The organism is Bartonella sp. AP4SXKL (assembly GCF_042195845.1).
Taxonomy (GTDB): Bacteria; Pseudomonadota; Alphaproteobacteria; order Rhizobiales; family Rhizobiaceae; genus Bartonella.
In genome coordinates, this window is the sequence record NZ_JBHIPA010000012.1 from 59,565 (window position 1) to 82,504 (window position 22,940).

Genomic DNA, 22,940 nt, shown 5'->3' on the forward strand with positions numbered 1-22,940 from the left:
AACGTGTAAAAATGCAAGCCTTAATACATAAAAACCGCATCAAAATGAATTGATACGGCTTTTATTATCAAAACAGCTAGCGATCTAAATAAACGATTAAAAGAAATAACCGAAATATAAAAGAACGTCTCTTTATTGCACAAAACGTATCAAAAAGCAAGCTGTTAAGTAAAATAAAAATGGGATTCACACTGTAGATTCAGTGATTTATAATTATCATTTATCAAATCAATTTAAATCATAATGAATAAAATGAACGCTGTTAAATTACCTTCTTTTCAAACAGAAGAACAATCTTCTTTTCGTCAACTACCCCATAATATTGAAGCAGAGAAAGCTTTGCTGGGTGCTATCATTATCAATAATAATGCTCTTGATAGCGTTTCTGATTTTTTAAAAGCAGAGCACTTTTTTGAACCGTTGCATCAAAAGCTTTTTGATATCATTTCACAAATTATTCAAAATGGAAAAGTTGCAGATCCCATTACTATTAAGCCCTTTGTTGAAAATGATGCGAAAATTGGTGACATCACTGTATATAATTACGTGGTGCGTTTAGCTAAAGAAGCTGTAACAATCATTAATACTAAAGATTATGGGAGCGTCATTTATGATCTGTTTATCCGACGCTCTTTAATTAACCTTGGCACTCAAGTTGTGAATAGAGCTTATGATGTTTCTGTAGAACTTACAACATCACAACAAATTGAAACTGTTGAAAATCAGTTATTTGAGCTAGCAGAAAAAGGAAAATATGGGGGTGGGTTTGAAAATTTTGATACAGCCATTGCAAAAGCACTTAACATGGCAAGCGCTGCGAAAAAGCGTTCTTCAAGGCTCTCAGGGATCGCTACCCATATCAAAACACTTGATGAGAAAATGGGAGGGTTACAAGCATCTGATTTGATTATCCTTGCGGGGCGCCCTGGTATGGGTAAAACATCGCTTGCTACCAATATTGCTTTTAATATTGCCAATACTTGTAAGCGTGATAACAACCAAGCCAATGAAGGGGGTATTGTTGGTTTCTTTTCACTTGAGATGTCAACAGAACAGCTTGCAACTCGTATTATCTCAGAGCAAATAAAGGTTTCTTCTTCTGATATGCGTCGTGGTAATATCTCAGAAGAGCAATTTGCAAAAATTATTCACGCAATGCGTTCCTTACAAACAATCCCTCTTTATATTGATCAAACGGGTGGGGTGTCTATTGCACAATTGTCCGCTCGTGCAAGGCGTCTTAAACGACAACATGGTCTAGATGTCTTGATTATCGATTATATCCAACTCATGACAAGCGGTTCAAAGCGTTCATTAGAAAACCGCGTTCAAGAAATTACAGCCATTACCACCGGATTAAAAGCACTTGCAAAAGAACTCAATATTCCCATCATTGCTCTGTCACAACTTTCGCGTCAAGTTGAAAATAGAACAGATAAACGTCCACAACTCTCCGATTTACGTGAATCTGGTTCAATCGAGCAAGATGCCGACATTGTGCTGTTTGTTTATCGTGAAGAATACTATCTCAAAAATGAAGAACCAAAAGAAGGCACTGCTGAGTATAGCAAGTGGCAAGAGGCAATGGAGCAAGCCAAGGGTAAAGCCGAGGTTATTATAGCAAAACAACGCCATGGTCCGACAGGAATCGTTCCCCTTGCCTTTCAATCCGATTTTACACGCTTTAGTGATTTATAACATAATGTAAAACATTAAATAATTGTTATTAGACAACTGAAAACATTGTAAAAACACATAAAACATGTTATGATCTTTACATCATTTAATGGGACTTACAAACATGCTTAATAAAGTGATTTTAATTGGCTATTTAGGTGCTAATCCAGAAAGCAAAACAATGTCATCTGGCATCGAGGTGGTCAATTTTCGAATGGCAACGTCTGAGAGCTATACAGACAAGGCAACCAATAAGAAAGTAGACAAAACCGAATGGCATTCCATTGTGGTGTTTAATCCACATCTTGCAAAAATAGCTCTCCAGTATCTGAATAAGGGCAGCAAAGTTTATATCGAGGGGCGACTACAAACCCGTAAATGGCAAGATAAAAACGGTGTTGATCGCTATGTAACAGAAGTCATATTGCCTCAGTACAAAGGCGAGTTAAAGCTTTTAGATGGCAAAAATGATGATAATCAAGATCAGTCATCTGCTTATGACAGAAGCATTTACAGACCTCTTGATACGCCCCATACCGTTATGAATGACAGTGTTCCTTTTTAAATAAAAGGCGGTGTTATGAAAAAAAATAAAAAAAGGGGACGCCCTAAAATAGCAGGGCAGGTAAGAGAACCAAACGGACGTATATCACGTGCAAAAGCACCGCGTGAAGCCGTTGATAAATTGGCAATAGAGATACGTGCAAAGCGCTTCGGTTTAACGCTACAAGAGGCAAAAAATCCACTTTCTGGGTCTTATATAGGGCGACTTTGTTTAAAAGGCGTGCTTACTCAAGAGCAATATGACGCCGCGCAACAGTACCTACAGATAAGAAACGATTACCTTTGTGCAAAAGGCTTGCCTAATGCGATTTATGACGAAATGCCGTCATCTTCAGATGATAAGGCAAGAGATAAATGGGTAGCATTTGCAACAGAGCAGTTTATCAACACGCAAGAGGCACTAAAAGAAGCCCAATGCCTCTATAGACAGTATAATCTTTATGCAGCACTACAGTACCTCGTGGTAGAAGATCAAATGCTACCATATCTTGTGAATTCATTACGTGTTTCTCTTAATGCTCTTCAGAAACATTTTGATCGTAAATGACAATCTCTATTACGGTTTCATTATATTGTATATCGTTTGTAAGTTTCTGCAAAATTCAATGGATTCCTTTAAACCTTTATGATCATTTGTTTTCACTTGATATACTAGGTTATTTACTTGTTCTTTTCTGAAATCGTAACGCTTAAGAAATTTTTTTGCATAATAAATCATTGGATCCTCGTTATCATTGACCACGTCGTATGCCCACATCAAATCGCTTTCACTCCAATCATATTCATCGCGTAAACGCTTTATTACATTGGGTAGATCCATTTGCGACATCTCCTTATTATAATCACCCCGCAATATACTCACAATGGATGCACAACCAACAACTAATATGTGACGATACAATATATATTCCTGTTTAAAAAACGAATATTCTGTGCCCATGATGAGTGAAAGTTCTTCTGCTTTGCGTATCTTTTCAGAATGCATAGAGCCAATATATGATTCACTTACGTATTTGTTGTAAAGTTGATTATACTTCTCTTTAGTATCTACACTTGTAAACATACGCGTCAATTTGTCTATAAATCCAAATGACGCTGATGCAGGTAGCGCTGATATAGAAAAGAAAGCTATAAATGTTATGATGCGTGTTATGAATAATGATTTCATCATTTTAAATCCCTAAATTATTATAAGCGCTGTTTAACCGATTCCCTTTGAAATTATCAATATGTGTTATTTTAGTGTTGACAAAGTGTAGCAAATCGTATTTAATGACATTGCTGTACTTAGGTGTATTGTGTCTAGAGAGGGAAATGTACAGTTCAAAATCCCCGCAAATGCGGGGTTTTTTATTATCTGGAGGGCGTATTTTATGACATCAGAAAATACACATCAGGCTCCACAACCCATTAAAAAGCGTATACCCCCAAAGGCAGGTCAAGGGCGTGTCAAAGGCGTTCCGAATAAGATGACGCGCATTTTAAAAGAAGCAGTGGTTAAGGCTGCTGAGAATGCTGGGAATAAAATTGGCAAGGATGGTTTGATTTCTTATTTGGAAAAGCAGGCTATGGAATGCCCCGCTGCTTATTTAGCGTTGCTTGGTAAGGTGTTGCCTTTACAGGTAACAGGTGAAGATGGGGGAGCCATTAAGGTGATAACGCGTGTAGAAATCGCGCCTTTGGTCAATGACAACACGACAGATTAGTATTGTTCCAAAGCTTATACCGATTTTTACAGATAAGGCTTTGGTGCGTGCTGCTTGGGGTGGACGAGGGTCTGGAAAGACAAGATCATTTGCCTTGATGGCTGCTTTAAAAGGCTATCAATTTGGTATGCAAGGGATATCGGGCACTATACTTTGTGCACGTCAGTTTCAGAATTCTTTGGCAGAAAGTTCATTGGAGGAGATTAAGCGCGCCATTGAAGCGCATGACTTTTTAAAGGACTATTACAAGGTTGGGGAATCGTCGATTAAGTCGATAGATGGTCGTATAGCCTTTCAGTTTTCTGGTCTGGACCGGAATATTGCAAGTATCAAGTCTATGGGGCGTATTTTGCTTTGTTGGGTTGATGAGGCAGAGCCCGTTACAGAGACGGCTTGGCAGACGCTTATACCGACTTTGCGTGAAGAAGGAGAGGGATGGCGGGCAGAGTTATGGGTGACATGGAACCCGTTGCGAGAGAATGCCCCCGTTGAGAAGCGGTTTCGCTTTTCAGACAATGAAGCCATTAAGCGTGTAGAGATCAATTGGTCAGATAATCCGAAGTTTCCTAAGATCTTGAATGAAGCGCGGCTTGATGATCTGAGAAACCGTCCCGAGACCTATAAGCATATATGGGAGGGGGCTTATCTTACAGCAGTTCAAGGCGCTTATTATCAAAAGGAAATGTTGGCAGCCGAGCAAGAGGGGCGGATAGGGCGCGTTGCGCGTGATCCTTTAATGCAGATACGCGCCTTTTGGGATATCGGGGGCACAGGTGCTAAGGCAGATGCTACGGCGATATGGATAGCGCAATTTGTTGGTAGGGAGATCAGAGTACTTGATTATTACGAAGCACAGGGACAGCCTTTATCCGAACATATCGGTTGGTTGCGTCAAAATGGTTATGAGAAGGCATTGATGGTGTTACCCCATGATGGTGCGACGAGAGACCGTGTGCACAATGTGAGTTTTGAGAGTGCTTTAAATGATGCGGGTTTTGAAACGCAAGTGATCCCTAATCAAGGGGCAGGGGCGGTTAAGATGCGTATAGAGGCGGTGCGACGTATTTTGCCGTCTGTTTGGTTTAATGAAGAGACAACCGTAGCGGGTCGTAAAGCACTGAATTGGTATCATGAGAAATGGGATGAGAAGCGTAATATTGGTTTAGGCGCTGAGCATGATTGGTCCAGTCATGGTGCGGATGCCTTTGGGTTAATGTGTGTGGGGTATGAACAGCCGATGCAAAAACAGAAGAGACCAGCTTATAGTGGTAGAGAAACTTATGAGAGCACGTCATGGATGGCAGAATGATGCATGATGAAGAGCATTTAGAGAAAGAAAGTAACGCATCAGATTTGTCGACAGAAGGTTTGTTTCGCAAGCTTGTCAGCTGGTACAAAGAAGATGTTGAGCATGTGAACAAATGGCGCGAACATGCAAGAGAGGATTTTCGATTTTACAATGGTGATCAGTGGAATGAGGCTGATTTAGCGGCGTTAAAAGAGCAACGCCGCCCCGTTATGACGTTTAACCGTATTGCACCATTGGTTAATGCCGTTGTGGGTTCAGAGCGTAACAATAAACGAGAGGTGCAATTCATTCCCCGTCAAATAGGCAAGGCATTGCCAAGTGAATTGCTTACAGGAGCAGCGGAATGGTTTCGCGACATGGCACATGCTGAATATGCAGATAGTGATGCTTTCCAAGACGCTGTCATCTGCGGCATGGGGTGGACTGATACCCGCCTTGATTATGAAAACAGTCTTGATGGTGAACCGGTAATTACGCGTTTAGATCCTTTAAAAATGGTTTGGGATAGTGCAGCGGTGCAACCGAATTTAACCGATGCACAACGCATGTGGTATGTAGACCGCAAGCCCTTGGAAGTAGCCAAGCAGATGTTTCCAAAATCTCATTGGACAGAGCTGAGTGCGGATTGGGCGCGTGATGGGGTTGCTTATGAAGGCATTCATCATAATGATCTTGAAGCTTATAATGATGAGAAGGGCATTGATGTTGAAAACGGTCGACGGATGATCACACTTGTTGAATGCCGTTGGTTTGAAAGCGAGCGATATTACAAAGCGCCCGATTTAGAAACGGGTGAATTGCGTGATTATAGCGAAGAGGAATTTAAGCAGTTACAGTGCATGATGCCCGATATCCAAGGGGCAGCTTTCAATAAAAAGGTCGTAAAACGTGCTTTTTTAGGGAGAAAATTGCTTGAATCCCCTGATCAACCTTTGGTTCCAGCGGGTCAATTGGGTTGGGAGTGTATAACAGGGTATTTTGATAAGATAGAACGGCAATTTTATGGGGTTGTCCGTCCGACAAAAGATCCACAACGATGGGCGAATAAATATTTTAGTCAAGTAATGCATATCCTCAACAGCCAATCCAAAGGCGGGATAATGGCAGAGCGGGGCGCATTTGAAGATGTGAGAGAAGCTGTAAAGAGTTGGAGCAGAGTAGATAGTATTACGGTTTTAAAAAATGGCGCTTTGGCAGGTGGTAAGATACAGCCCAAACCCGTAGCGCAATTCCCAACCGGTTTTTTCCAACTGTTTAATGAAGCCAAGGAAGCGATTAATCAAGTTACGGGCTTATCGCCTGAGTTTATCGGGACGAGAGAAGTCTCACAAGCAGGGATTTTAGAAGCACAACGGCGTCAATCTAGTCTTAACCTGCTTGCTTGTCTATTTGATGGCTTGCGTTTGTATCGCAAAAGGCAGGGTAAGATTATTTTGCATCTGATACAGAATTACTTGTCTGATGGTCGTTTGGTGAGGATATCTGGTGAAGAGAATGCGCAATATATTCCATTGACGCGTGAAGAAGTAACGAGTGTCGAGTATGACATTGTTGTCGATGATGCCCCAACCAGCCCGAATGAGAAAGAGCGCACCTTTGGTATCATCACACAGCTGCTCCCATTGCTTCAAAATGCGATTACGCCGGATATTATGCTTGATCTACTTCGTTATTCTCCATTGCCTGCGTCATTGCTTAATCGTGTGAGTGAGAAGATGCAACAGCAGCAAATGGCACAACAAGCCCAACAACAGCAAATGAATCCGGAACAAGAAATGAAGTTGCAGGAAAAGCAGCAAGATATTGCGGCTAAAAGTCAGATGCAACAGATGGATTTACAAGGCAAGCAGATTGAATTGGTTATGCGTCAAAAGAGAGCAGAATTGGAAGCTGAATTGATGCAACAGAAGCATGAGCTTGAACGGGAGCGTATTCTTAATGAACGAGCGCAAAATCAAATCATGCGTGAAAGAGCGGCAACATACAGAGGAAGAAGCATTTGAGAGAGGTTAGAGAATGAATGCAGAAATGAACGAAGCTATGAATGAAGATTACAGGGTTGGTGCACCGGTATTTGATGATGAGAGCTCTTTTGAGAACGATTATGAGGTCGAGACGGTTGAGAATAATGATGCGACACCTCCAGAACCGGTTGCAGAGCCCGTTGACAAGCCTTCAGAAATCGTTCCTATAGATCGGCAACATGCAGAACAACAAGCCAAACAAGCCCGTGAAGCGCTTGTCAAGTTTTATGAATCTCAAGCCCAGCCACCAATGGTTGAAGGAGAAGGTGCGCCCCCAGACCTACGTGAGGACCCAATTAGCGTATTAACGTGGATGTTAGATAAGATTCAAAAGCAAGATGCGTATATTAGGGCACAGCAGGATGTTCAAAGGCAAGCCATTGAATCCCACGAATTTAATGATCATTTGAACCAGTTTTTAGAAAGTTCTGTTACATCAATTAAAGATAAATACAGTGATTTTGATGCGGCGGCGGATTATCTTTATGAGACGCGTGCAAAGCAATTAAGTGCTTGGTCATCTGTTTATCCGACTTATGCGCAACGGAGCACGATAGATGCGATTATAGGGGATGAATTGCGTACGATTGTAGCGACTTGCGCCCAAAAGGGGGGTAATCCAGCAGAAGAGCTTTATAGGATAGCGCAAAATCTTGGTTATCAAAACCAAGGGATGCAAGCGAATAATCAAGTAGCAGCGCTTCAAAGCCGGCAGAATTCTGCGCGAACCTTAACAGCATCTGGTGGAGGAGGCATGACAGGTCCTATGACAAAAGACACCCTTGCCAATATGTCAGAGAAAGAATTCAACGCATGGATCTCCAATCCGAAAAATGAAGCCCGTTTTTATGAAATAATGGGTGCAGACCCTGATTAGGCAATCAGTTTTACAACATAATCCGCCTTGATGCGGGTTTTCCACCGGCTTTAAGCCGGTTTTTTTACAGCAAAGAAAGGTGAAATCAATGGCAACAACACATATAGGAACCCATGATCCGCAATCGGTGAAATTGTGGTCACAGAAATTAAGCAATGAAGTTTTGAAAGCGACAAAAATTGCCCCTCTTATTGGCAAAAGTTCAAACAGCATTATCCAGCTTTACAACGAAACCCATAAGAGTGCAGGGGATAGTGTTACGTTCAGTTTGCTAGTCAATCTGTTTGGAGATGGTGTCACGCAAGGCGAAACCTTAGAAGGCAATGAAGAAGCGCTTCAATTTATGAATGATCGGTTGGTGATTAACGAGCTTTTACATGCGGCGCGTGTTGCCAATGATGACTCGATTGATCAACAGAGAATCCTCCCGAATTTACGTAAGAAAGCGAAAGAAGGCTTGGTTCGCTGGTATGCCAATCGTTTAAGCATCATGTTCTTTTTGCAGGTATGTGGTTATACAGCCCGTACGATTAGCGTTGATGGTCGAGAAGTGTATATTAAGCCGGTTCATTATGGCTTTAATGAAATCATGGCACCAAGCAGTGAACGGATTATCCGCCCCGATGGGAAAACCAAAGATGAAGATCTTAATGATAAAGCCAAACATAGCTTTAGTTTGAAGCTTATTGATGAAGCGGTTAAACAAGCCAAACTTGCCAATCCGCAAATTTCTCCCGTCCATGTTAACGGTGATGATGTTTACGTTCTCTATTTGCACCCAACACAAGTGATGCAATTGCGTACCAATACAGCCGCTGGTGAGTGGTTAGATATCCAAAAATCTGTTTATGCGACTTCTCGTGCAAAGAACCCAATCTTTGATGGTTCTCTTGGAATGTATAATGGTGTTGTTTTACGCGAAGCTATTCATGTTACCCATGGTGTTAACTCGACAAATAATACAGCGGTAAAAAGTGTGCGTCGTGCGGTGTTCTTAGGAGCGCAGAGTGCGATTATAGGTTTTGGGAAAAATCATAGTGCAACAAATTACACCCTCAAAGAAGAATATTTTGATTATGAACGTGAATTTGGTGTTGCCGCCAAGACTTTGATAGGAATGAAGAAAACTCGTTTCCAAATGCCCAATAGTGCACAAACAGCGCAAGATTTTGGAACGATTGTTATTCCTACCTACAGCGGTGAAGCAGCAGCGTAATCATTAAGGAGGAAAACAAGACATGGCAGATCAATTACCCCCTCCATTACAGGGCAGAAATCTACATACCCAACAGGTAAGTTTCTTACGTTTGAATATCTTACATAAAGAGAAACATCTCACAGAAAAAATCGGGATATTACCCCGTGGTGCTTTAATTACCTCGATAAAAGCGTTTGTGAAGACAGCGTTTTCTGAGACGAAATTGAAGATTGGCAGCACCTATGGCGGCAATGAGTTTGGCGAAAAAGATATCAAAGCCCAAGGCACGCAAGATTTTACGCCAACAGATCAAAAGTCTTTTGTTGCAGATGATAAGGAGATGACCCTTTATGCAACACGAGACAAAACCACCGATGCTGGTGAATGTATTGTGGTTGTGCAATTCGTAACAAATCATTGAGGGGATAAGACATGGCAGATTATTTACCACAGCCCTTGCAAGGGAGAAATCTTCATACCCAGCAGGTAAGCTTTTTGCGGCTTAATTTTAGCTATGAAGATAAAGAAAACGCTATGAGAATAGGCACGCTACCTCGTGGTGCTTTGATTACTTCGATTAAAGTGTTTGTTAAGACAGCATTTTCGGACACAAAGGTCAAAATAGGGTGCACTGCTGGAGGGACTGAGTTTGGTGAAGCGGAAATCAAACAACAGGCAGTAAAAGAGGTTAAGCCCACTAATCAGAAGGAATTTGTCCCTTATGATGAAGAACTTACTCTCTATGCTAAAGCTGATAAGACAGTACAAGCTGGTCAAGCAAGTATAGTCGTTGAATTCGTAACCAATCACTAAAATTGAGGGGAGAGATCTATTAGCTTCCCCTCAGTTTATGAATTAACAGATTGTACCGAGAGTTGTAAATTAAGGGCAGATAAGACAGCGACTAAGGTAGAAAGTTTAGGGTCACCTGTTTTGCTTAAAGAGCGGTATAATCCACTGCGTTCTCGATTGGTTTCTTTTGCTAAGGCACGCATATTTTGTGCTCTAGCAACAATACCAAGGGCATCCGCTATATGAGAGGCATCACCGGTTTTAAAGGCTTCATTAAGAAATGCTTGTTGTACTTCAATGTCTTCAAGATATTCTTCTGGTTTAAATGGGGTTATTTTCATCACTGTACTCCTCTTTTAACTTTAATGCTTGTTCAATATCTTTTTTCTGCGTTGATTTATCTCCACCACATAACAAAAGGATAAAATCAGAACCTTTTTTTGTAAAATAAATTCGGTAACCAGCACCATAATGGATACGTAATTCACCTATGCCATTAAAGAATTTAACATCACCGAAAAGACCCTGTTTTAAGCGGACAATACGTTGAAGAATAATAGCCTTAACGCTTTTATCTTTAAGTTTCTTAAGCCAAGTATCAAATTCTATCGTTTTATGGATGAACACCATTTGAGTACTATAATACACAAAATATATAATATCAATAGTAATAATTTTTACTGAAAGGTATTTTGATGACACGTCATTATATTCGGGTTAAGACCGGAGGACCGATACCTGTAAAGCGAGATGTTTATCGTCATAAGAGAACACTTTCGCACTTAGTGTCGGTCATTCAAGATGAGATTGATGACATAGCGGATGAGTATGTTCATCAAATCCAAGAAAGCATTTTTGCAGCCATTCGTTTTTGTGAACGGGAGACCTTTTACTTTAACGAAAGCCGTGATGTGGTGTTTGAGACACGGGCGGGACAAGGTGTTTATGATGCAAGCGCTACCCGCCCTATTGAAACAGCTGTTAAAATAAAAAACGTTTATCTAAGCTCTGATCAACATCATAAGTTTGCATTGGAGTGTAAGGACCATGTTTCTTTAGAGCCTTTGTTATCATCAGAGCAGCAAGGAACGCCGGTTTGTTACAGTTATTTTGATAGGAAATTACATCTTTATCCCACGCCGGATAGAGCCTATCAGATTCAACTCATTCTCTCTCCATTGCGTTTATCAGAGATAGAGAGTGTTGATGAGGAGCATCTATGGTTTGTGCACGCGTTTGATTTGATTAAGGCGCGTGCAAAATACGAACTTTACAAGAATATCTTGAAAGACCCCGATTGTGCAACGGCAGCTTACAATGACTTTAACGAACAGTTGCATGAATTGCGTGCAGAGACGTCTCAACGTCATAACGTGACCAGAATAATACCAACGGATTTTTAAGATGGTTTATTTTCCTATAGCCGATTACAGACCAGATGTTGCGGTCGTCAACGGTAGCTTTACGGATACGCTTGTGAATGTTTTACCGGCTGATGGCTGTTACATTCCGATGCCTAGTGCAATGGTTGTGTCTCATGCTTTGGAAGAAAAGCCTTTGGGGTGCATAGCGTTTAGAAGTGGCAATGGTGTTAAGATAATCGTAGGAGGCAAGCAAAAGCTTTACAGTTATGATAGTCAAACCAAGGGTTGGAAAGACATAAGCCAAAGTGGTGTGACCTATCAAGCAAATGAAGAGAATAAATGGTCGTTTGCTCTTTTTAAAAACATGGTTATTGCGGTGAATAAAAATGATAAGCCGCAAGTTTTCAAGGTCCTTAGTTCTGAACGGTTTGAAGATTTAGAAGGAAATCCACCGAAAGCAGGATTGATCAAAGTTTGGGGACCTTTTGTTTGTTTGATGCAATTGACAGATAATCCCAATCGCATTCATTGGTCAGGTTTGAACGATGTAACTTTATGGGAAATAGGTAAAAAAAAATGTGATCATATAGATTTTCCAGATGGAGAATATGTGCAAGGGGCGACGGAATCCACCAATCCCCTTATTTTTATGCGTTCTGCTATTTACGCTGGTTTATTTACTCCAGGGGCTGAACTTGTATACAGTTTTCAAAAGATCCAAGACAAGCGCGGAGCGCGCAGTGCAGCCTCTATAGCATGTCGAGGGAGTGATGCTTTTTTTGCGAGTGATGGTGGTTTTTATCAGATGAGTTTGGATGGTCAACTTTTGCCGATAGGCTTTGAGAAAGTTGATAGAACAGTTTTTAAAACCTTTGATAAGTTTGCTCTTGATGAGATGCAAGGGGTTATAGACCCCGTTGATAACCGGATTTACTGGTCCTTAAAAAGAGGTAATAACGAGCAAACGACCTTTGTCTATGATTGGGGCTTGCAGAAATGGTCGACGCTACAGGGAAAACCTTTCACGTTGTTTCCAGTATTTACGACAGGGTATACTTTAGAACAGTTAGATGAGATATCGATCAATCTTGAGTCCTTGCCGGCTTCTTTAGACAGCCCTCGTTGGCAAAGTGGCGCACCCATGCTTGGTGCTTTTGATGATGAAAATCGGCTTGTTATGTTTACGGGAGCACCGATGGAGGCAACGGTTGTTTCGCAAGAATTGGGAGCACCAGATGGAAGTTTTAACTTTATCACAAAAATGTTTGCCGAAGTTGATACGACGGAAGGTCTTTTAAGTATCGGAGAACGTCGGCTTCGTAATGATCAGACACCGATTACATGGCACCAAGAGAGGGCATGTTCTTATCTTACGGGCGCTTATCATGGTCGTTCGCGCAATCGTTATCATCGCTTTAAATTGCGTATTCCTGAAGGCGTTCATTGGAACCATATCACAGGGTTTAATGTGGATTTACGTCCTTTAGGCAGAGGATAATGGCAAAAGTTTTTTTGACCACGTCTTGGGATATGGAGCGTATAGCGCCTTATCTGGAAGACATCATTGCGTCGTTTCGCAAGTATGTGGAACGTTTTAAACATGAAATCACGTTGCAAGAGCTCCTTGAAGCGATTTGCAGTGGCAAGAAACAGTTATGGCTTGTTTTGGATGATGACGAGCGCTTTTTAGCGGCATTCACGACCCAGATACAGCAGACAGTTTTAGGAAAGAAGCGCGCACTGATTTGTGAATGTAGTGGCAAGGGCATTCTTGATTTGGTTGATAATTTGCAAGTTGCAGAGGATTGGGCGCGTGAGAATGGTGCTTCTGAAATGGAGATCTTGGGTCGTTTAGGTTGGAAGCGTGCACTAACCAAGCAAGGCTATAGCATAGGTATGCTTTATTATAGGAAGGAATTGTGACATGGGGAGCAAGACACCAACAACGACAGAACAAAAACAGGTACAAACAAGCGCCCCTCCTACTTGGATGCAGAATGTCTTTAAGCGTGGGGGTGCAGATGCGTATAACATGTATGACACAGGGATGGGTGGTAATGTTTATGGGGGACCTCGTGTTGCACCTTTAAGTGCTCCAACTTACCAAGCAATCGGAGGTCTTGGAGCTATTCCTCATCAATATCAAAATTATATGAATCATTTGATGAATACTCCCATGCATGCAGAAAGAAATATTGGTGAATTGGCTTCTAGTTATAAAGGGGGCTATGATCAGGATTTTGAAGATGTACTTAAAAAATCTATGGATGATGTGAGAGATACGATTAACAGCTCTTTTGTAGGTGCTGGTGGTTATGGATCTGGTGCACATACAAAAGTGTTGGCGCGTGAACTTGATGCATTGTCTAAAAGTGCTAGGATTAATCATTACCGTCAGAATAAGCAGGATATGTTACATGCTAATGCCTTACTTGGTGATTTTAATAAGTATCGCTTAGGCATGATAGGCAACTTATTCCCCTCTTATAATAATGCCTATTCGAATATGTTGCAGGGGTCATCTGTTCTTAATGACTACAATCAACGCCTTGTTGATGCCAATAGAGAACGTTGGCTGGAACAAGACAATAGCGGCTGGAATAGGTTGAATATGCTTATGAACGCCGGTCATGGCTTTGCAAGAAATTACGGTACGACAACGAATAATCATACAATCTCTAAGATAGAGGGCAATAATCCGTGGAAAAATGTAGGGACTATAGGTTCTTTAGCACTTCAAGCAGCACCGATGGCTTTTGGTTACATGGCAGGTGGTCCAATGGGAGCAGCGTTGGCAGGAGGAGCATCCAAGTTTTTTTTAGATTACATGAATCAAAAGAAAGCTCTGGAGAATAATTAAAGAATAGTTTTGTAGGAGAGTGTGATGGCATTTCCAATATTATTTCCATTAGCTGGGGCAGCTTTTATGGCAGCAAGAGCTGCGCCTCATGTTTTTAGGTATCTTGCTCCTAAAGCGGTTACAGGGGCGAATAGATTGGGACAATTAATAACAAAGAACCCCGTGGGGAATTTCATAACAAAGTACCCCAAAACCTCTCTATTTATGACTGGAATGTCAGGTATTGAAAGTATGATGACACCAGAGAAAGCACAAGCCCCATCCAACCCCTATTTACAGAGTATGCTGAATCCATATGGACCATTTATGCCCTATACGGCTCCTAGAGCGGAAATGCCTCTTGGATTTGATCAACATCCACCCATGCCAAATGCACTAGAGAGTACTCCACAAGAACTAAAACCTCATGTTAATGAACAAACGCAACCATTAGCACCCGCTTCCCCAACACCGACTCCTGAACTGACAGATGCAGAGAAATTTTTACAGTCCAATACTTATAAGTTTTTTCAATCAGATGCGTATCAGAAGCTCAAAGATCTTTTTGCAGGTATGGCGGAATCTTCATCAGACGGTTCTGGGTGGGATGCGCTTGCAAGTGGTGTGAAGCATCTTAATGAAGGTGATAAACGAAGAGAACAAGTCAATCAAACCGTCGAATACCTAAAATCTAAAGGTTACAGCGAAGAAGAAGCTGCTATCATGGCACGTAATCCGCAAATGCTTAATGGGTTGTTTACACAAGGAATGAATGCACGTTCTAGTTCTCAGCAAATAGATAATACACCACCTAAATTTTCTCCTGATTACTATGGTGTTTTTAATCCTGAGACTAAACAGTGGGAAGCAAAGGTTATTAAAGGAAGTAAGGCATATAAGGAAAAAAAAGAAAAGCTTACAAAGCAAAAACAATTTTTTGAATCTGAATTAGTTAGTCAGAATACTAATATTAGGTTACTTGATAATACAGAAAAACTAGTTCGATCTACATTAACTGGTACAAATATATTAGCACCAATATTTTCAATATTATCTTCAACTGACGCTTCAATATTAAAGTCAAATATTGAAGCGGTTAAAAAGAATCTTGCACGTGATACTTTGGAGGAAATGAAACAGAAGTCACCAAATGGAGCGTCAGGGTATGGAAATATGAATATACAAGAATTTACATCATTACAGACCCGTTTGGGAAATTTAGATACAAACCTGAGGCGAGATATATTGTTAGAAGAAATTATAGCTGTAAAAGAGGCAGTGTTGAAGGCAAGGAGTAATACACAAAAACTTTTAAATAATTGGAACACTGAATATAATGATTTTCTATCATTGCCTATTTTACCTATTTCACAATTTACACATGTAAAAAATAAAGATGATGAGGATAGATTGTCTAAAGGTGAAGTCTTTGTAGATGACGGTGGTTACATAAGAAACAAGTGAAAGAGAAATTGATATGGGATATGTACCTTATTCTCCTGTTATTGGCCATATTTCAGATAAAGACATAATGGAAAAAATTCAAGCGGCATTGTATAAAAATAGCAGCCAGCAGACGAGTAATTATACACCTTATTCTCCTATCATTGGTCATATTTCAGATAAAGATATAATGGAAAAAATTTGGAATGCACAAAATAGCTATACAGGGGTTACACAGCATCCAGAAGAAACACAAAAGTTAGAAGAAGAATATCCTACTGAAAATATTTCGATGTGGGATGCTCTCAGAAGCTCTACTGCAGAAGGACTTACAGCAAACTTTAGTGATGAGCTTCAAGGTTTGTTTTCCCACTTATCAGGAAGCAATTATGATGAGGCTGTAAAGAAGGCACGCGCTTATCAGAGGGCAGTACATAGAGCATATCCTTGGTTATCATTTGGTGGAAATTTTATAGGGTCTATTTTACCATTGATAGCGACGGGGGGAGTGCCGTTAATTGCGAGTAGGTTAGGGTTAGCAGCATTTGGAGCTAGAAAAGCTAGTTTGTTTCCCCGTCTTGTAGGTGAAGCAATAGGTATTCCAGGAAAAGATTTAGGTCTTAAAACAGCGGTGAGATCAGGTGCATTATCAGGAGCGTTATCAGGAGTTGGAAGTGGTGTAGGATGGGGAGATTCTATAGATAGTGGGATAAATAATGCTGCAATTGGAAGTGTAGCGTCTCCATTTCTCTCTATCGTAGGTTCTTTTGCTGGGAGAGGGTATAATGCTATCGGCAATGCAGGAAAGAAAGCTCCAGATGGTTTTTCTAAGAGAGATTTACGGAATATTGCTAGTTATGCATATCATTCGGGGATAAAAAACCTACCAGATACTCTTGCAAAAAGTGGTTCTGAAGCACGTCTTAGTGATATTATTCCAGGATTTAAAAATCATATTTATGGTATAGTTCAAAACAATAGGATGCTTCATGAGCAGCTTAATGAAGAGCTTGGTAAAAGAGCAGCTGGAATTTCAGGACGAATGGGCAAAGCTCTAGATGAAAACTTTATCAAAAGAAAGGGAAGTGGAGATCTTGAAGATGCTTTAGAAGAGTCAGTAAACAAATCTACTTCGACTCTGGATGCAGGACAGCTTCAAAAAGCTTTTGATAATATAGGTAGTATAAAGTCACAACCATTATATGATACAGCATTAAGTACTGCTTTAAAGCCTGAACACCAAAAAAAGGTGCAACAGTTAATGGAGCATTCACATTTTAAGAAAGCTTACGAAGAAGCTACGCAAGATGTCAATAATCGAAAAATTACGGATGCGGCGTATGTACAAAAATATCCTGATTCTATAATGGATATTCTTCACCGAACCAAAGTAAAGATTAGCAATCAGATTCAACGTGATAATCTAAATGGTATAGACACTGCGGATCTTGTTTCACTTGAAAAGTATATTATAAAGTTGCTAGAGGACATTTCAGGGGATTATAAGACAGCAAGGGAGGTTTTTGCCTCTTATAAAGATCTCTCTAAAGCTATAAAAGAAGGATACGATTCTTTGAGTTCTTCTGTTTCTATCAATGAGGCTCTGAATAAAAGCAATCTATATCAAAGTAAAGGTAAAGTGTCATCTGTTGGTGATAGAGCTCCGTCATTCGAAGATGCTTATAAATTAGGCATAAGAAGTAAGATTGATGATGAGATGTTCAATTCTAGCGATAAGTTAGAATATTATAAAAATCTTTTCAACACAGACAGCTATGTAGAAAAACTAAAATCTCCTTTTGGTGAAGATGCTGTAAAGAGACTAAAGGACGCTTTTGAGTACGAACAGTTGTATAATAAAACCTATAAGGGAATTCCAGAGCTAAGAGATAGAGCACGCCCAAAACTTTTTCAAGGGTTTAAAGAATATAAAGATATTGGGCAATTTCCGCATGCTGTTGTAAGAATACTAAGAAATGCACACAGGATGACAACAAGCCAGAAAAATCTAAAAGCTCTCCAGAAACTAGATAAAAAAATGCTAGAACTCGATTCTTTAAAAGTAGGGGGATATAATAACAAACAAGTAGCAAAAATTATTCAAGATTTCATTAATGATTATGAAAAAGGACTTGTAAACAATGATATTGCAAAACGCTTTCATGCTTCTTTATCTCGATTAATGTGGGGAATGATGACATCGGGATCTAGGAATTCTGAGTAATGCAATAGTGATATCAACAATGGGGAAAGCTAACAAAATGACCCGTTATAGTCCTTCAGTAGATCAAGCGATCCGTCAAGCAGCAGCGCGTTATGGTTTGCCAGAGAGTTATTTGTACCGTGTTGCGCAAGTTGAAAGTGGAGGCAATCCGAATGCAAGGAATCCCCGTTCTTCTGCGGGTGGGTTGTATCAATTTATAGACAGCACCGCCAAGCAATATGGTTTGCAGGATAGGTTTGATCCCATGCAAGCGGCAGATGCCATGGGGCGGTTGACGCTTGATAATCGCAATCATTTAAGCCGCCTGTTGGGAAGAGCCCCTAGTGAAGCAGAATTGTATTTAGCACATCAACAAGGGGCAGGAGGAGCCGCGCGGCTTCTTCAAAATCCCCATGCCAATGCGGCGCAAATTGTTGGGAGCAATGCGGTTGGCTTGAATGGTGGAAACAACGCTATGCGTGCAAGTGATTTTGTCAACCGTGTATTACAGATGTATGGGGGGCAGCCTCATAGAGCAAGTCCTACAGCGCATGGTGGCATTAGAAATAGAGACAACTTGTTAGAGGTTTTAAGGGCATTATTAGCATCACAAGAAGAGGCTTCGGAAGAAGAAGAGAGTGATGATGATGATAATCCTTTGATGACGCAATTCATGCGGGCATTTTACGGACCATTTTACAGAAGCTAGGATTCACGAGAAATGTCAACGATTTATGATTGGTCGCTTAGAGCGTCGGATAATACGCGCGTGGATAATTTGATTGATTGGTCCGAAGGACAGCATCCTAGCAGTGTGAACACAAGCGCCCGTGTGATGATGCAGCGCGTAAAGGAATACTTGTCAGACACGGGTGGAGAGCTTGAAGGCATTGTTACAAATGATCATGTCCAACAAACGAGTGTGATAAGACTTGCAAGCACTTCACAGTTTTTAGAGTATAAGAATGGTATCGTTTTGCGCTTTATGGCTATGGGTAAGAATGTTGGAGCGACCACGATTGTCTTAAATGCTTTAGATGGCAAGCCGGTTTATAAAGCAACAGAAACGGGTTTATCGCTTTTATCAGGGGGGGAAATCCAACAAGGGTGCATTTATACATTGTTTTATAATGGAGATCATTGGCATCTTGTTAATCCTACCCCACTCCCTTTAGAAGAAGAAGAAAGCAATCTTTATCCCACGGGTTTTATAGGAACGTTTGGAATGCGCGGGATTCCAAAGGATTGGTTAATTTGCGATGGGAAGGCTTATTTGCGTCGTGATTATGGTGATTTATTTGAGACGATAGGAACGGTTTGGGGAGAGGGTGATGGCGCCACGACATTTAATGTTCCCGATTTTCGAGGGATGTTTTTACGAGGGCTTGATGGAGGGCGAAATATTGATGAGGGGCGTTCTTTTGCAAGTGTGCAAACAGATTTAATCGAGTCGCATCAACATCAAGGACAGAGCCTTTCGATGTCTCATTTTACCAGCAACGAAAACTTTTGGGATGGGAATACGACGGATGTGTTGGGCTATCGTCTAGGCTTGTTTGGGGGGAGTTCTCTAGCGAATTTTATGGGCATAGAGCGTGAGAATTTAGGGGGCTACATTGTAAGTTCTCATACTCTTGATGAGAACCAAGAGGTTGTTTTGGAGAGCACTGGTGAAGGCGAGACGCGTCCAGTTAATGTGAGTGTTCTGTTTGCGATTAAGACATGAGGTGTAAGATGTCGACGATCTATGATTGGTCTTTAAATGCCTCCTTGAATGCCTATTGTGATGATTTGATTGATTGGTCAAAAGGACAACGTCCTAGTAGTCTGAATAATAGTGCTCGTGTGATGATGCAACGTGTGCGTGAGTATTTATCGGATACGAGTGGTGTGATTGAAAGCACTTTTACGGTTGATGCTGAACACCAGACGACGTTGATAAGACTTCAAAGCCAATCGCAATTTTTAGAGTATAAGAATGGGATATCAATTTATTTTAAAGCGAAGGGCAAGAATGTTGGGGAAACCGCAATTGCCTTGAATGATTTGGCGGCTAAACCTGTTTACAAGGCGACGGAATTAGGTCTCCGTGTTTTATCGGGAGGCGAGCTTCAAAGGGGGTGCATTTATAGCTTGGTTTATAGGGATCATGCTTGGCAAGTTTTAAATCCTACGCCTCTCTCTTTATCGCAAGAGCCGGTTATCCCTGTTTATCCACTAGGGACGATAGGGATTTTTGGGATGCAAGTTTTGCCAGATGGCTGGTTACCATGTGATGGGAAGGCTTATTTGCGTAGTGATTATCCTGCTCTTTATGAAGCGATAGGGATCAGGTGGGGAGGCGCTGATAGTTGGACGAAGTTTAATGTTCCCGATTTGCGTGGTGTTTTTTTACGAGGTGTTGATGATGACCGCGAGATAGACCGCTTTCGTTATCTTGGCACTTTACAAAATGACGCAATGAGAAAGCATGACCATGGGGGTCAATCCTTTACGATTTTGAATGATGAAAATCAGGAAGAGAGTTGGCATGGTGATATGACGATCATCTGGGGATATGTGTTGAATGACCAGCAAAGATTGAAGCTTGCTGAACGTTTGGGCGTGAGAGCAGAGGATATACGCGTGCACCATAAGCTCGCCTTTCCCCATTCCCACCTTCACATGCGTGATGTTGCATTGGCAAGTTCAGGTATAAGTGAGACGCGCCCGATTAATATGAGTGTTGTGTTTGGAATCAAGACGTGAGGTTTAGATGTCCACGATTTATGATTGGTCTTTAACGGCATCTGAGAATGGTGGTGCTGATGCTTTAATTAATTGGTCAGAGGGACAGCACCCTAACACGGTTAATAATAGCGCTCGTTTTATGATGCAACGGGTAAGTGAGTATTTATCGGATACGGGGGGTGTTCTTGAAGGGATTGTGACGGTTGATAATAACCAAAAGACGAGCGTGATAAGGCTTCTAAGTCAATCGGCATTTTTAGAGTATAAGAATGGCATATCGGTTTGTTTTAAAGCGAAGGGCAAGAATGTTGGGGCGACAACAATTGCTTTAAATAATCTAGCTGGTAAGCCCGTTTATAAGGCGACAGAAACCGGTTTATTAGCCTTATCGGGAGGAGAGATACAAGATGGCTGTCTTTATACCGTTATTTACGATGAAGATATAACTGGTTGGCAAATTCTCAATCCGACAAGAGGCAAAGTTTCTTCCTTAAAACGTTTACCTTCCGGTCTGATAGGACCGTTTGCAATGGAACGCTTGCCGGATGGTTGGTTGCCATGTGATGGGAAGGCTTATCCGCGGCTTGTCTATTGGGATTTATTTTGTGTCATAGGAACGACGTGGGGAGAAGGAGATGGCGCCACGACGTTTAATGTTCCCGATTTTCGGGGGCTATTTTTACGGGGACTTGATAATGAACGCAATTTAGACCCTTGGCGTTCTTTTGCAAGTATACAACCCTGTTCTTTAAAAGCGCATGAGCATTTTATAGGTCCAGCGTCATCAGAAGGTCTTTCTTCTCGAAAAAAACGGGATGTTTCTTCTACTGAAGCGCCCGTGACAAGGCGAAAGAGAGCTATAGACGAAGAGTGTGTAGGTTTGAGTGGGGATGCTTTGGACAAGTGTAATCAAGAATTTGACCAAATAGCAGGAAGTCCACAGGTAGAGACTCCCTTTTGGTTTACAGAAAAAGACAAGCCGCCGCGTTTACCTTGGTTTATCAGGAGCCCCTTTGCTAATTTTTTATATTATTCAACGCCTATAACAGACGGTCTGAATGACAGAGAGCATCATGAACATCATCTCATGGCAGAGAGGGTTGGTGGTGTTGAAACGCGCCCCGTTAATGTGAGTGTAATTTATGGGATCAAGACATGAGGAGTTGAAATGTCATTAAAACCGTTTGCGATATCAGAGATTAGCGACCCGTCTCAAGTACGGGTCGTTTTGTATTCTGGGGGAGGTTTTGTACATGCGCCGCTTACTGGCGTTTTTGATTTACTGAAAGCCGCTTTGAAAACAGAGCTTGATGGTTCACTGAAAGATTTAGAGAAGCGCTTAGAGACCTTAAGAGAAGAGTTTGAAGATTTGAAAGAGTGTTCATTTTAGGTTTAATGGAGGAATAAAGCAGATGAAAATACCTGATCATAGTCATGAGTATCTGATACCAATAGCCACGAAAGAGGAAATCAGAGAAGGAACTTCGCAAGATAGCGTTGTTGTTCCGAAGATTTTAGGGACGGCATCTTTGTATTCGTATGAAACCTTTGCGCCGTTAGAACAGGTTGTGAATGCAAGGCAAGAGTCGGAAAAAGCCATGGCGCGTGCGAATGGTGCGCAACAGGTTGCAGAAGAATCGAAATCTATTGCTGAACGTGCAGAACAAACAGCGAAAGATGCTTCTCAAACAGCAACAGAGACAACCCAAGTAGCAGCGACCGCGGTAGCGACGAGTCATGAAGTTAAGACGATAGCAACACAAGCAAGTCTTAAGGCGGATGGCGCAAAACGGACAGCTGATGATGCCAAGGATATTGCAGAAGAGGCAAAGGCTCTTTCAGAACAATCCAAGAATGCTTGTGCTGAAGTCAAGGAATCTGTTGCAACTGTTAAGAGAGTTGCCGAATCGGCGCAAACAGGAGTGGAACAAGCCTCGCAAACAGCTTCAGAAGCGAAGGGTTTGGCGGAAGCGGCGAAAAGTGCAGCAGAGAGTGTAACAGAGAAAGTAGATCAAGCACTAAGAGAGGCTAGCGATGCAAAATCTAAAGCAGAAGGCTTAGAAACAATAGCCAATGAAGCAAAATCCACGAGTGATCATGCAAGCCAAACCGCTTTGAGTGCAAAAAGTTTATCAGAAGAAGCCAAGGAAGTAGCCGAGACTGCGAAGTCGACAGCAGAAGAAGCGAAGAGTGTTGCGGAGCAAGCAAAAGAAG

At 41.3% G+C, this 22,940-nt stretch carries 25 protein-coding genes; 22 read left to right on the forward strand and 3 right to left on the reverse strand.

What is annotated here, in order from left to right:
- The first annotated feature begins 252 nt into the window (after positions 1 to 252).
- The 3 genes from ACFIMI_RS07310 to ACFIMI_RS07320 all read left to right on the forward strand — a co-directional run bounded on the left by ACFIMI_RS07310 (position 253) and on the right by ACFIMI_RS07320 (position 2,788).
- Entirely contained in the window at positions 253 to 1,698 is a 1,446-nt protein-coding gene (locus ACFIMI_RS07310; protein ID WP_375692395.1) for a replicative DNA helicase, read from the forward strand.
- 103 nt (positions 1,699 to 1,801) lie between these two features.
- On the forward strand, positions 1,802 to 2,242 hold the full coding sequence (gene ssb, locus ACFIMI_RS07315) for a single-stranded DNA-binding protein (RefSeq protein WP_375668683.1): 441 nt from the start codon (positions 1,802 to 1,804) through the stop codon (positions 2,240 to 2,242).
- A gap of 15 nt (positions 2,243 to 2,257) precedes the next feature.
- Positions 2,258 to 2,788 carry a hypothetical protein gene (locus ACFIMI_RS07320; RefSeq protein WP_375692396.1) on the forward strand — a complete coding sequence of 177 codons (531 nt, stop codon included), beginning with the start codon at positions 2,258 to 2,260 and terminating at the stop codon, positions 2,786 to 2,788.
- Between the two features lie 9 nt (positions 2,789 to 2,797).
- Here ACFIMI_RS07320 and ACFIMI_RS07325 read toward each other — a convergent pair whose 3' ends face one another.
- Positions 2,798 to 3,412 carry a hypothetical protein gene (locus ACFIMI_RS07325; RefSeq protein ID WP_375610919.1) on the reverse strand — a complete coding sequence of 205 codons (615 nt, stop codon included), beginning with the start codon at positions 3,410 to 3,412 and terminating at the stop codon, positions 2,798 to 2,800.
- 202 nt (positions 3,413 to 3,614) lie between these two features.
- Here ACFIMI_RS07325 and ACFIMI_RS07330 point away from each other — a divergent pair, with 202 nt between their 5' ends.
- From ACFIMI_RS07330 to ACFIMI_RS07360, 7 genes are all read left to right on the forward strand, one after another.
- Positions 3,615 to 3,947 carry a hypothetical protein gene (locus tag ACFIMI_RS07330; protein ID WP_375663005.1) on the forward strand — a complete coding sequence of 111 codons (333 nt, stop codon included), beginning with the start codon at positions 3,615 to 3,617 and terminating at the stop codon, positions 3,945 to 3,947.
- A complete protein-coding gene (locus ACFIMI_RS07335; protein ID WP_375692397.1) occupies positions 3,928 to 5,256 on the forward strand; it encodes a PBSX family phage terminase large subunit in 1,329 nt (442 codons plus the stop codon). Before ACFIMI_RS07330 ends, ACFIMI_RS07335 begins: the two co-directional genes overlap by 20 nt.
- Complete coding sequence (locus ACFIMI_RS07340; protein ID WP_375692398.1) at positions 5,241 to 7,259, forward strand: portal protein; 2,019 nt, start codon at positions 5,241 to 5,243, stop codon at positions 7,257 to 7,259. Before ACFIMI_RS07335 ends, ACFIMI_RS07340 begins: the two co-directional genes overlap by 16 nt.
- A gap of 13 nt (positions 7,260 to 7,272) precedes the next feature.
- Positions 7,273 to 8,157, forward strand: coding sequence for a hypothetical protein (locus tag ACFIMI_RS07345; protein WP_375689771.1), 885 nt, complete (start codon positions 7,273 to 7,275; stop codon positions 8,155 to 8,157).
- Between the two features lie 88 nt (positions 8,158 to 8,245).
- The gene (locus tag ACFIMI_RS07350) at positions 8,246 to 9,373 is read left to right on the forward strand and encodes a N4-gp56 family major capsid protein (RefSeq protein ID WP_375617006.1); all 1,128 of its coding nucleotides are present in this window, start codon (positions 8,246 to 8,248) and stop codon (positions 9,371 to 9,373) included.
- A 22-nt stretch (positions 9,374 to 9,395) separates the two neighbouring features.
- Positions 9,396 to 9,776 carry a hypothetical protein gene (locus ACFIMI_RS07355; RefSeq protein ID WP_375611027.1) on the forward strand — a complete coding sequence of 127 codons (381 nt, stop codon included), beginning with the start codon at positions 9,396 to 9,398 and terminating at the stop codon, positions 9,774 to 9,776.
- Between the two features lie 11 nt (positions 9,777 to 9,787).
- Complete coding sequence (locus ACFIMI_RS07360; RefSeq protein ID WP_375617014.1) at positions 9,788 to 10,168, forward strand: hypothetical protein; 381 nt, start codon at positions 9,788 to 9,790, stop codon at positions 10,166 to 10,168.
- Positions 10,169 to 10,203: 35 nt separating this feature from the next.
- Here the strand turns inward: ACFIMI_RS07360 and ACFIMI_RS07365 are convergent, their stop codons facing one another.
- The gene (locus ACFIMI_RS07365) at positions 10,204 to 10,488 is read right to left on the reverse strand and encodes an addiction module antidote protein (RefSeq protein WP_375682234.1); all 285 of its coding nucleotides are present in this window, start codon (positions 10,486 to 10,488) and stop codon (positions 10,204 to 10,206) included.
- Entirely contained in the window at positions 10,469 to 10,777 is a 309-nt protein-coding gene (locus ACFIMI_RS07370; protein WP_375649232.1) for a type II toxin-antitoxin system RelE/ParE family toxin, read from the reverse strand. Before ACFIMI_RS07370 ends, ACFIMI_RS07365 begins: the two co-directional genes overlap by 20 nt.
- Before the next feature lie 65 nt (positions 10,778 to 10,842).
- On the opposite strand from ACFIMI_RS07370, the gene ACFIMI_RS07375 reads away from it, so the two are divergent.
- From ACFIMI_RS07375 to ACFIMI_RS07430, 12 genes are all read left to right on the forward strand, one after another.
- Positions 10,843 to 11,550: a hypothetical protein gene (locus tag ACFIMI_RS07375; RefSeq protein WP_375689564.1), complete on the forward strand. Its 708-nt coding sequence runs from the start codon at positions 10,843 to 10,845 to the stop codon at positions 11,548 to 11,550.
- 1 nt (position 11,551) lies between these two features.
- Positions 11,552 to 13,009: a hypothetical protein gene (locus tag ACFIMI_RS07380; RefSeq protein WP_375638648.1), complete on the forward strand. Its 1,458-nt coding sequence runs from the start codon at positions 11,552 to 11,554 to the stop codon at positions 13,007 to 13,009.
- Positions 13,009 to 13,434 (forward strand): hypothetical protein, encoded by a 426-nt coding sequence (locus ACFIMI_RS07385; protein ID WP_375638650.1) that lies wholly within the window; start codon positions 13,009 to 13,011, stop codon positions 13,432 to 13,434. The genes ACFIMI_RS07380 and ACFIMI_RS07385 overlap by 1 nt, the downstream gene beginning before the upstream one ends.
- A gap of 1 nt (position 13,435) precedes the next feature.
- Positions 13,436 to 14,371 carry a hypothetical protein gene (locus ACFIMI_RS07390; protein WP_375638652.1) on the forward strand — a complete coding sequence of 312 codons (936 nt, stop codon included), beginning with the start codon at positions 13,436 to 13,438 and terminating at the stop codon, positions 14,369 to 14,371.
- Between the two features lie 24 nt (positions 14,372 to 14,395).
- Entirely contained in the window at positions 14,396 to 15,814 is a 1,419-nt protein-coding gene (locus ACFIMI_RS07395) for a hypothetical protein (RefSeq protein ID WP_375692399.1), read from the forward strand.
- 13 nt (positions 15,815 to 15,827) lie between these two features.
- Positions 15,828 to 18,017, forward strand: coding sequence for a hypothetical protein (locus ACFIMI_RS07400; protein ID WP_375682104.1), 2,190 nt, complete (start codon positions 15,828 to 15,830; stop codon positions 18,015 to 18,017).
- Between the two features lie 37 nt (positions 18,018 to 18,054).
- Complete coding sequence (locus ACFIMI_RS07405) at positions 18,055 to 18,705, forward strand: transglycosylase SLT domain-containing protein (RefSeq protein WP_375692400.1); 651 nt, start codon at positions 18,055 to 18,057, stop codon at positions 18,703 to 18,705.
- A gap of 12 nt (positions 18,706 to 18,717) precedes the next feature.
- Positions 18,718 to 19,722: a phage tail protein gene (locus ACFIMI_RS07410; protein ID WP_375634826.1), complete on the forward strand. Its 1,005-nt coding sequence runs from the start codon at positions 18,718 to 18,720 to the stop codon at positions 19,720 to 19,722.
- Positions 19,723 to 19,730: 8 nt separating this feature from the next.
- Positions 19,731 to 20,744 carry a phage tail protein gene (locus tag ACFIMI_RS07415; protein ID WP_375621736.1) on the forward strand — a complete coding sequence of 338 codons (1,014 nt, stop codon included), beginning with the start codon at positions 19,731 to 19,733 and terminating at the stop codon, positions 20,742 to 20,744.
- A gap of 7 nt (positions 20,745 to 20,751) precedes the next feature.
- A complete protein-coding gene (locus ACFIMI_RS07420) occupies positions 20,752 to 21,885 on the forward strand; it encodes a phage tail protein (protein WP_375692401.1) in 1,134 nt (377 codons plus the stop codon).
- 9 nt (positions 21,886 to 21,894) lie between these two features.
- A complete protein-coding gene (locus ACFIMI_RS07425; protein ID WP_375637004.1) occupies positions 21,895 to 22,116 on the forward strand; it encodes a hypothetical protein in 222 nt (73 codons plus the stop codon).
- Positions 22,117 to 22,138: 22 nt separating this feature from the next.
- Positions 22,139 to 22,940, forward strand: an 802-nt coding sequence (locus ACFIMI_RS07430) for an alanine-zipper protein (protein ID WP_375692402.1), incomplete at its 3' end; no start/stop codon positions are given.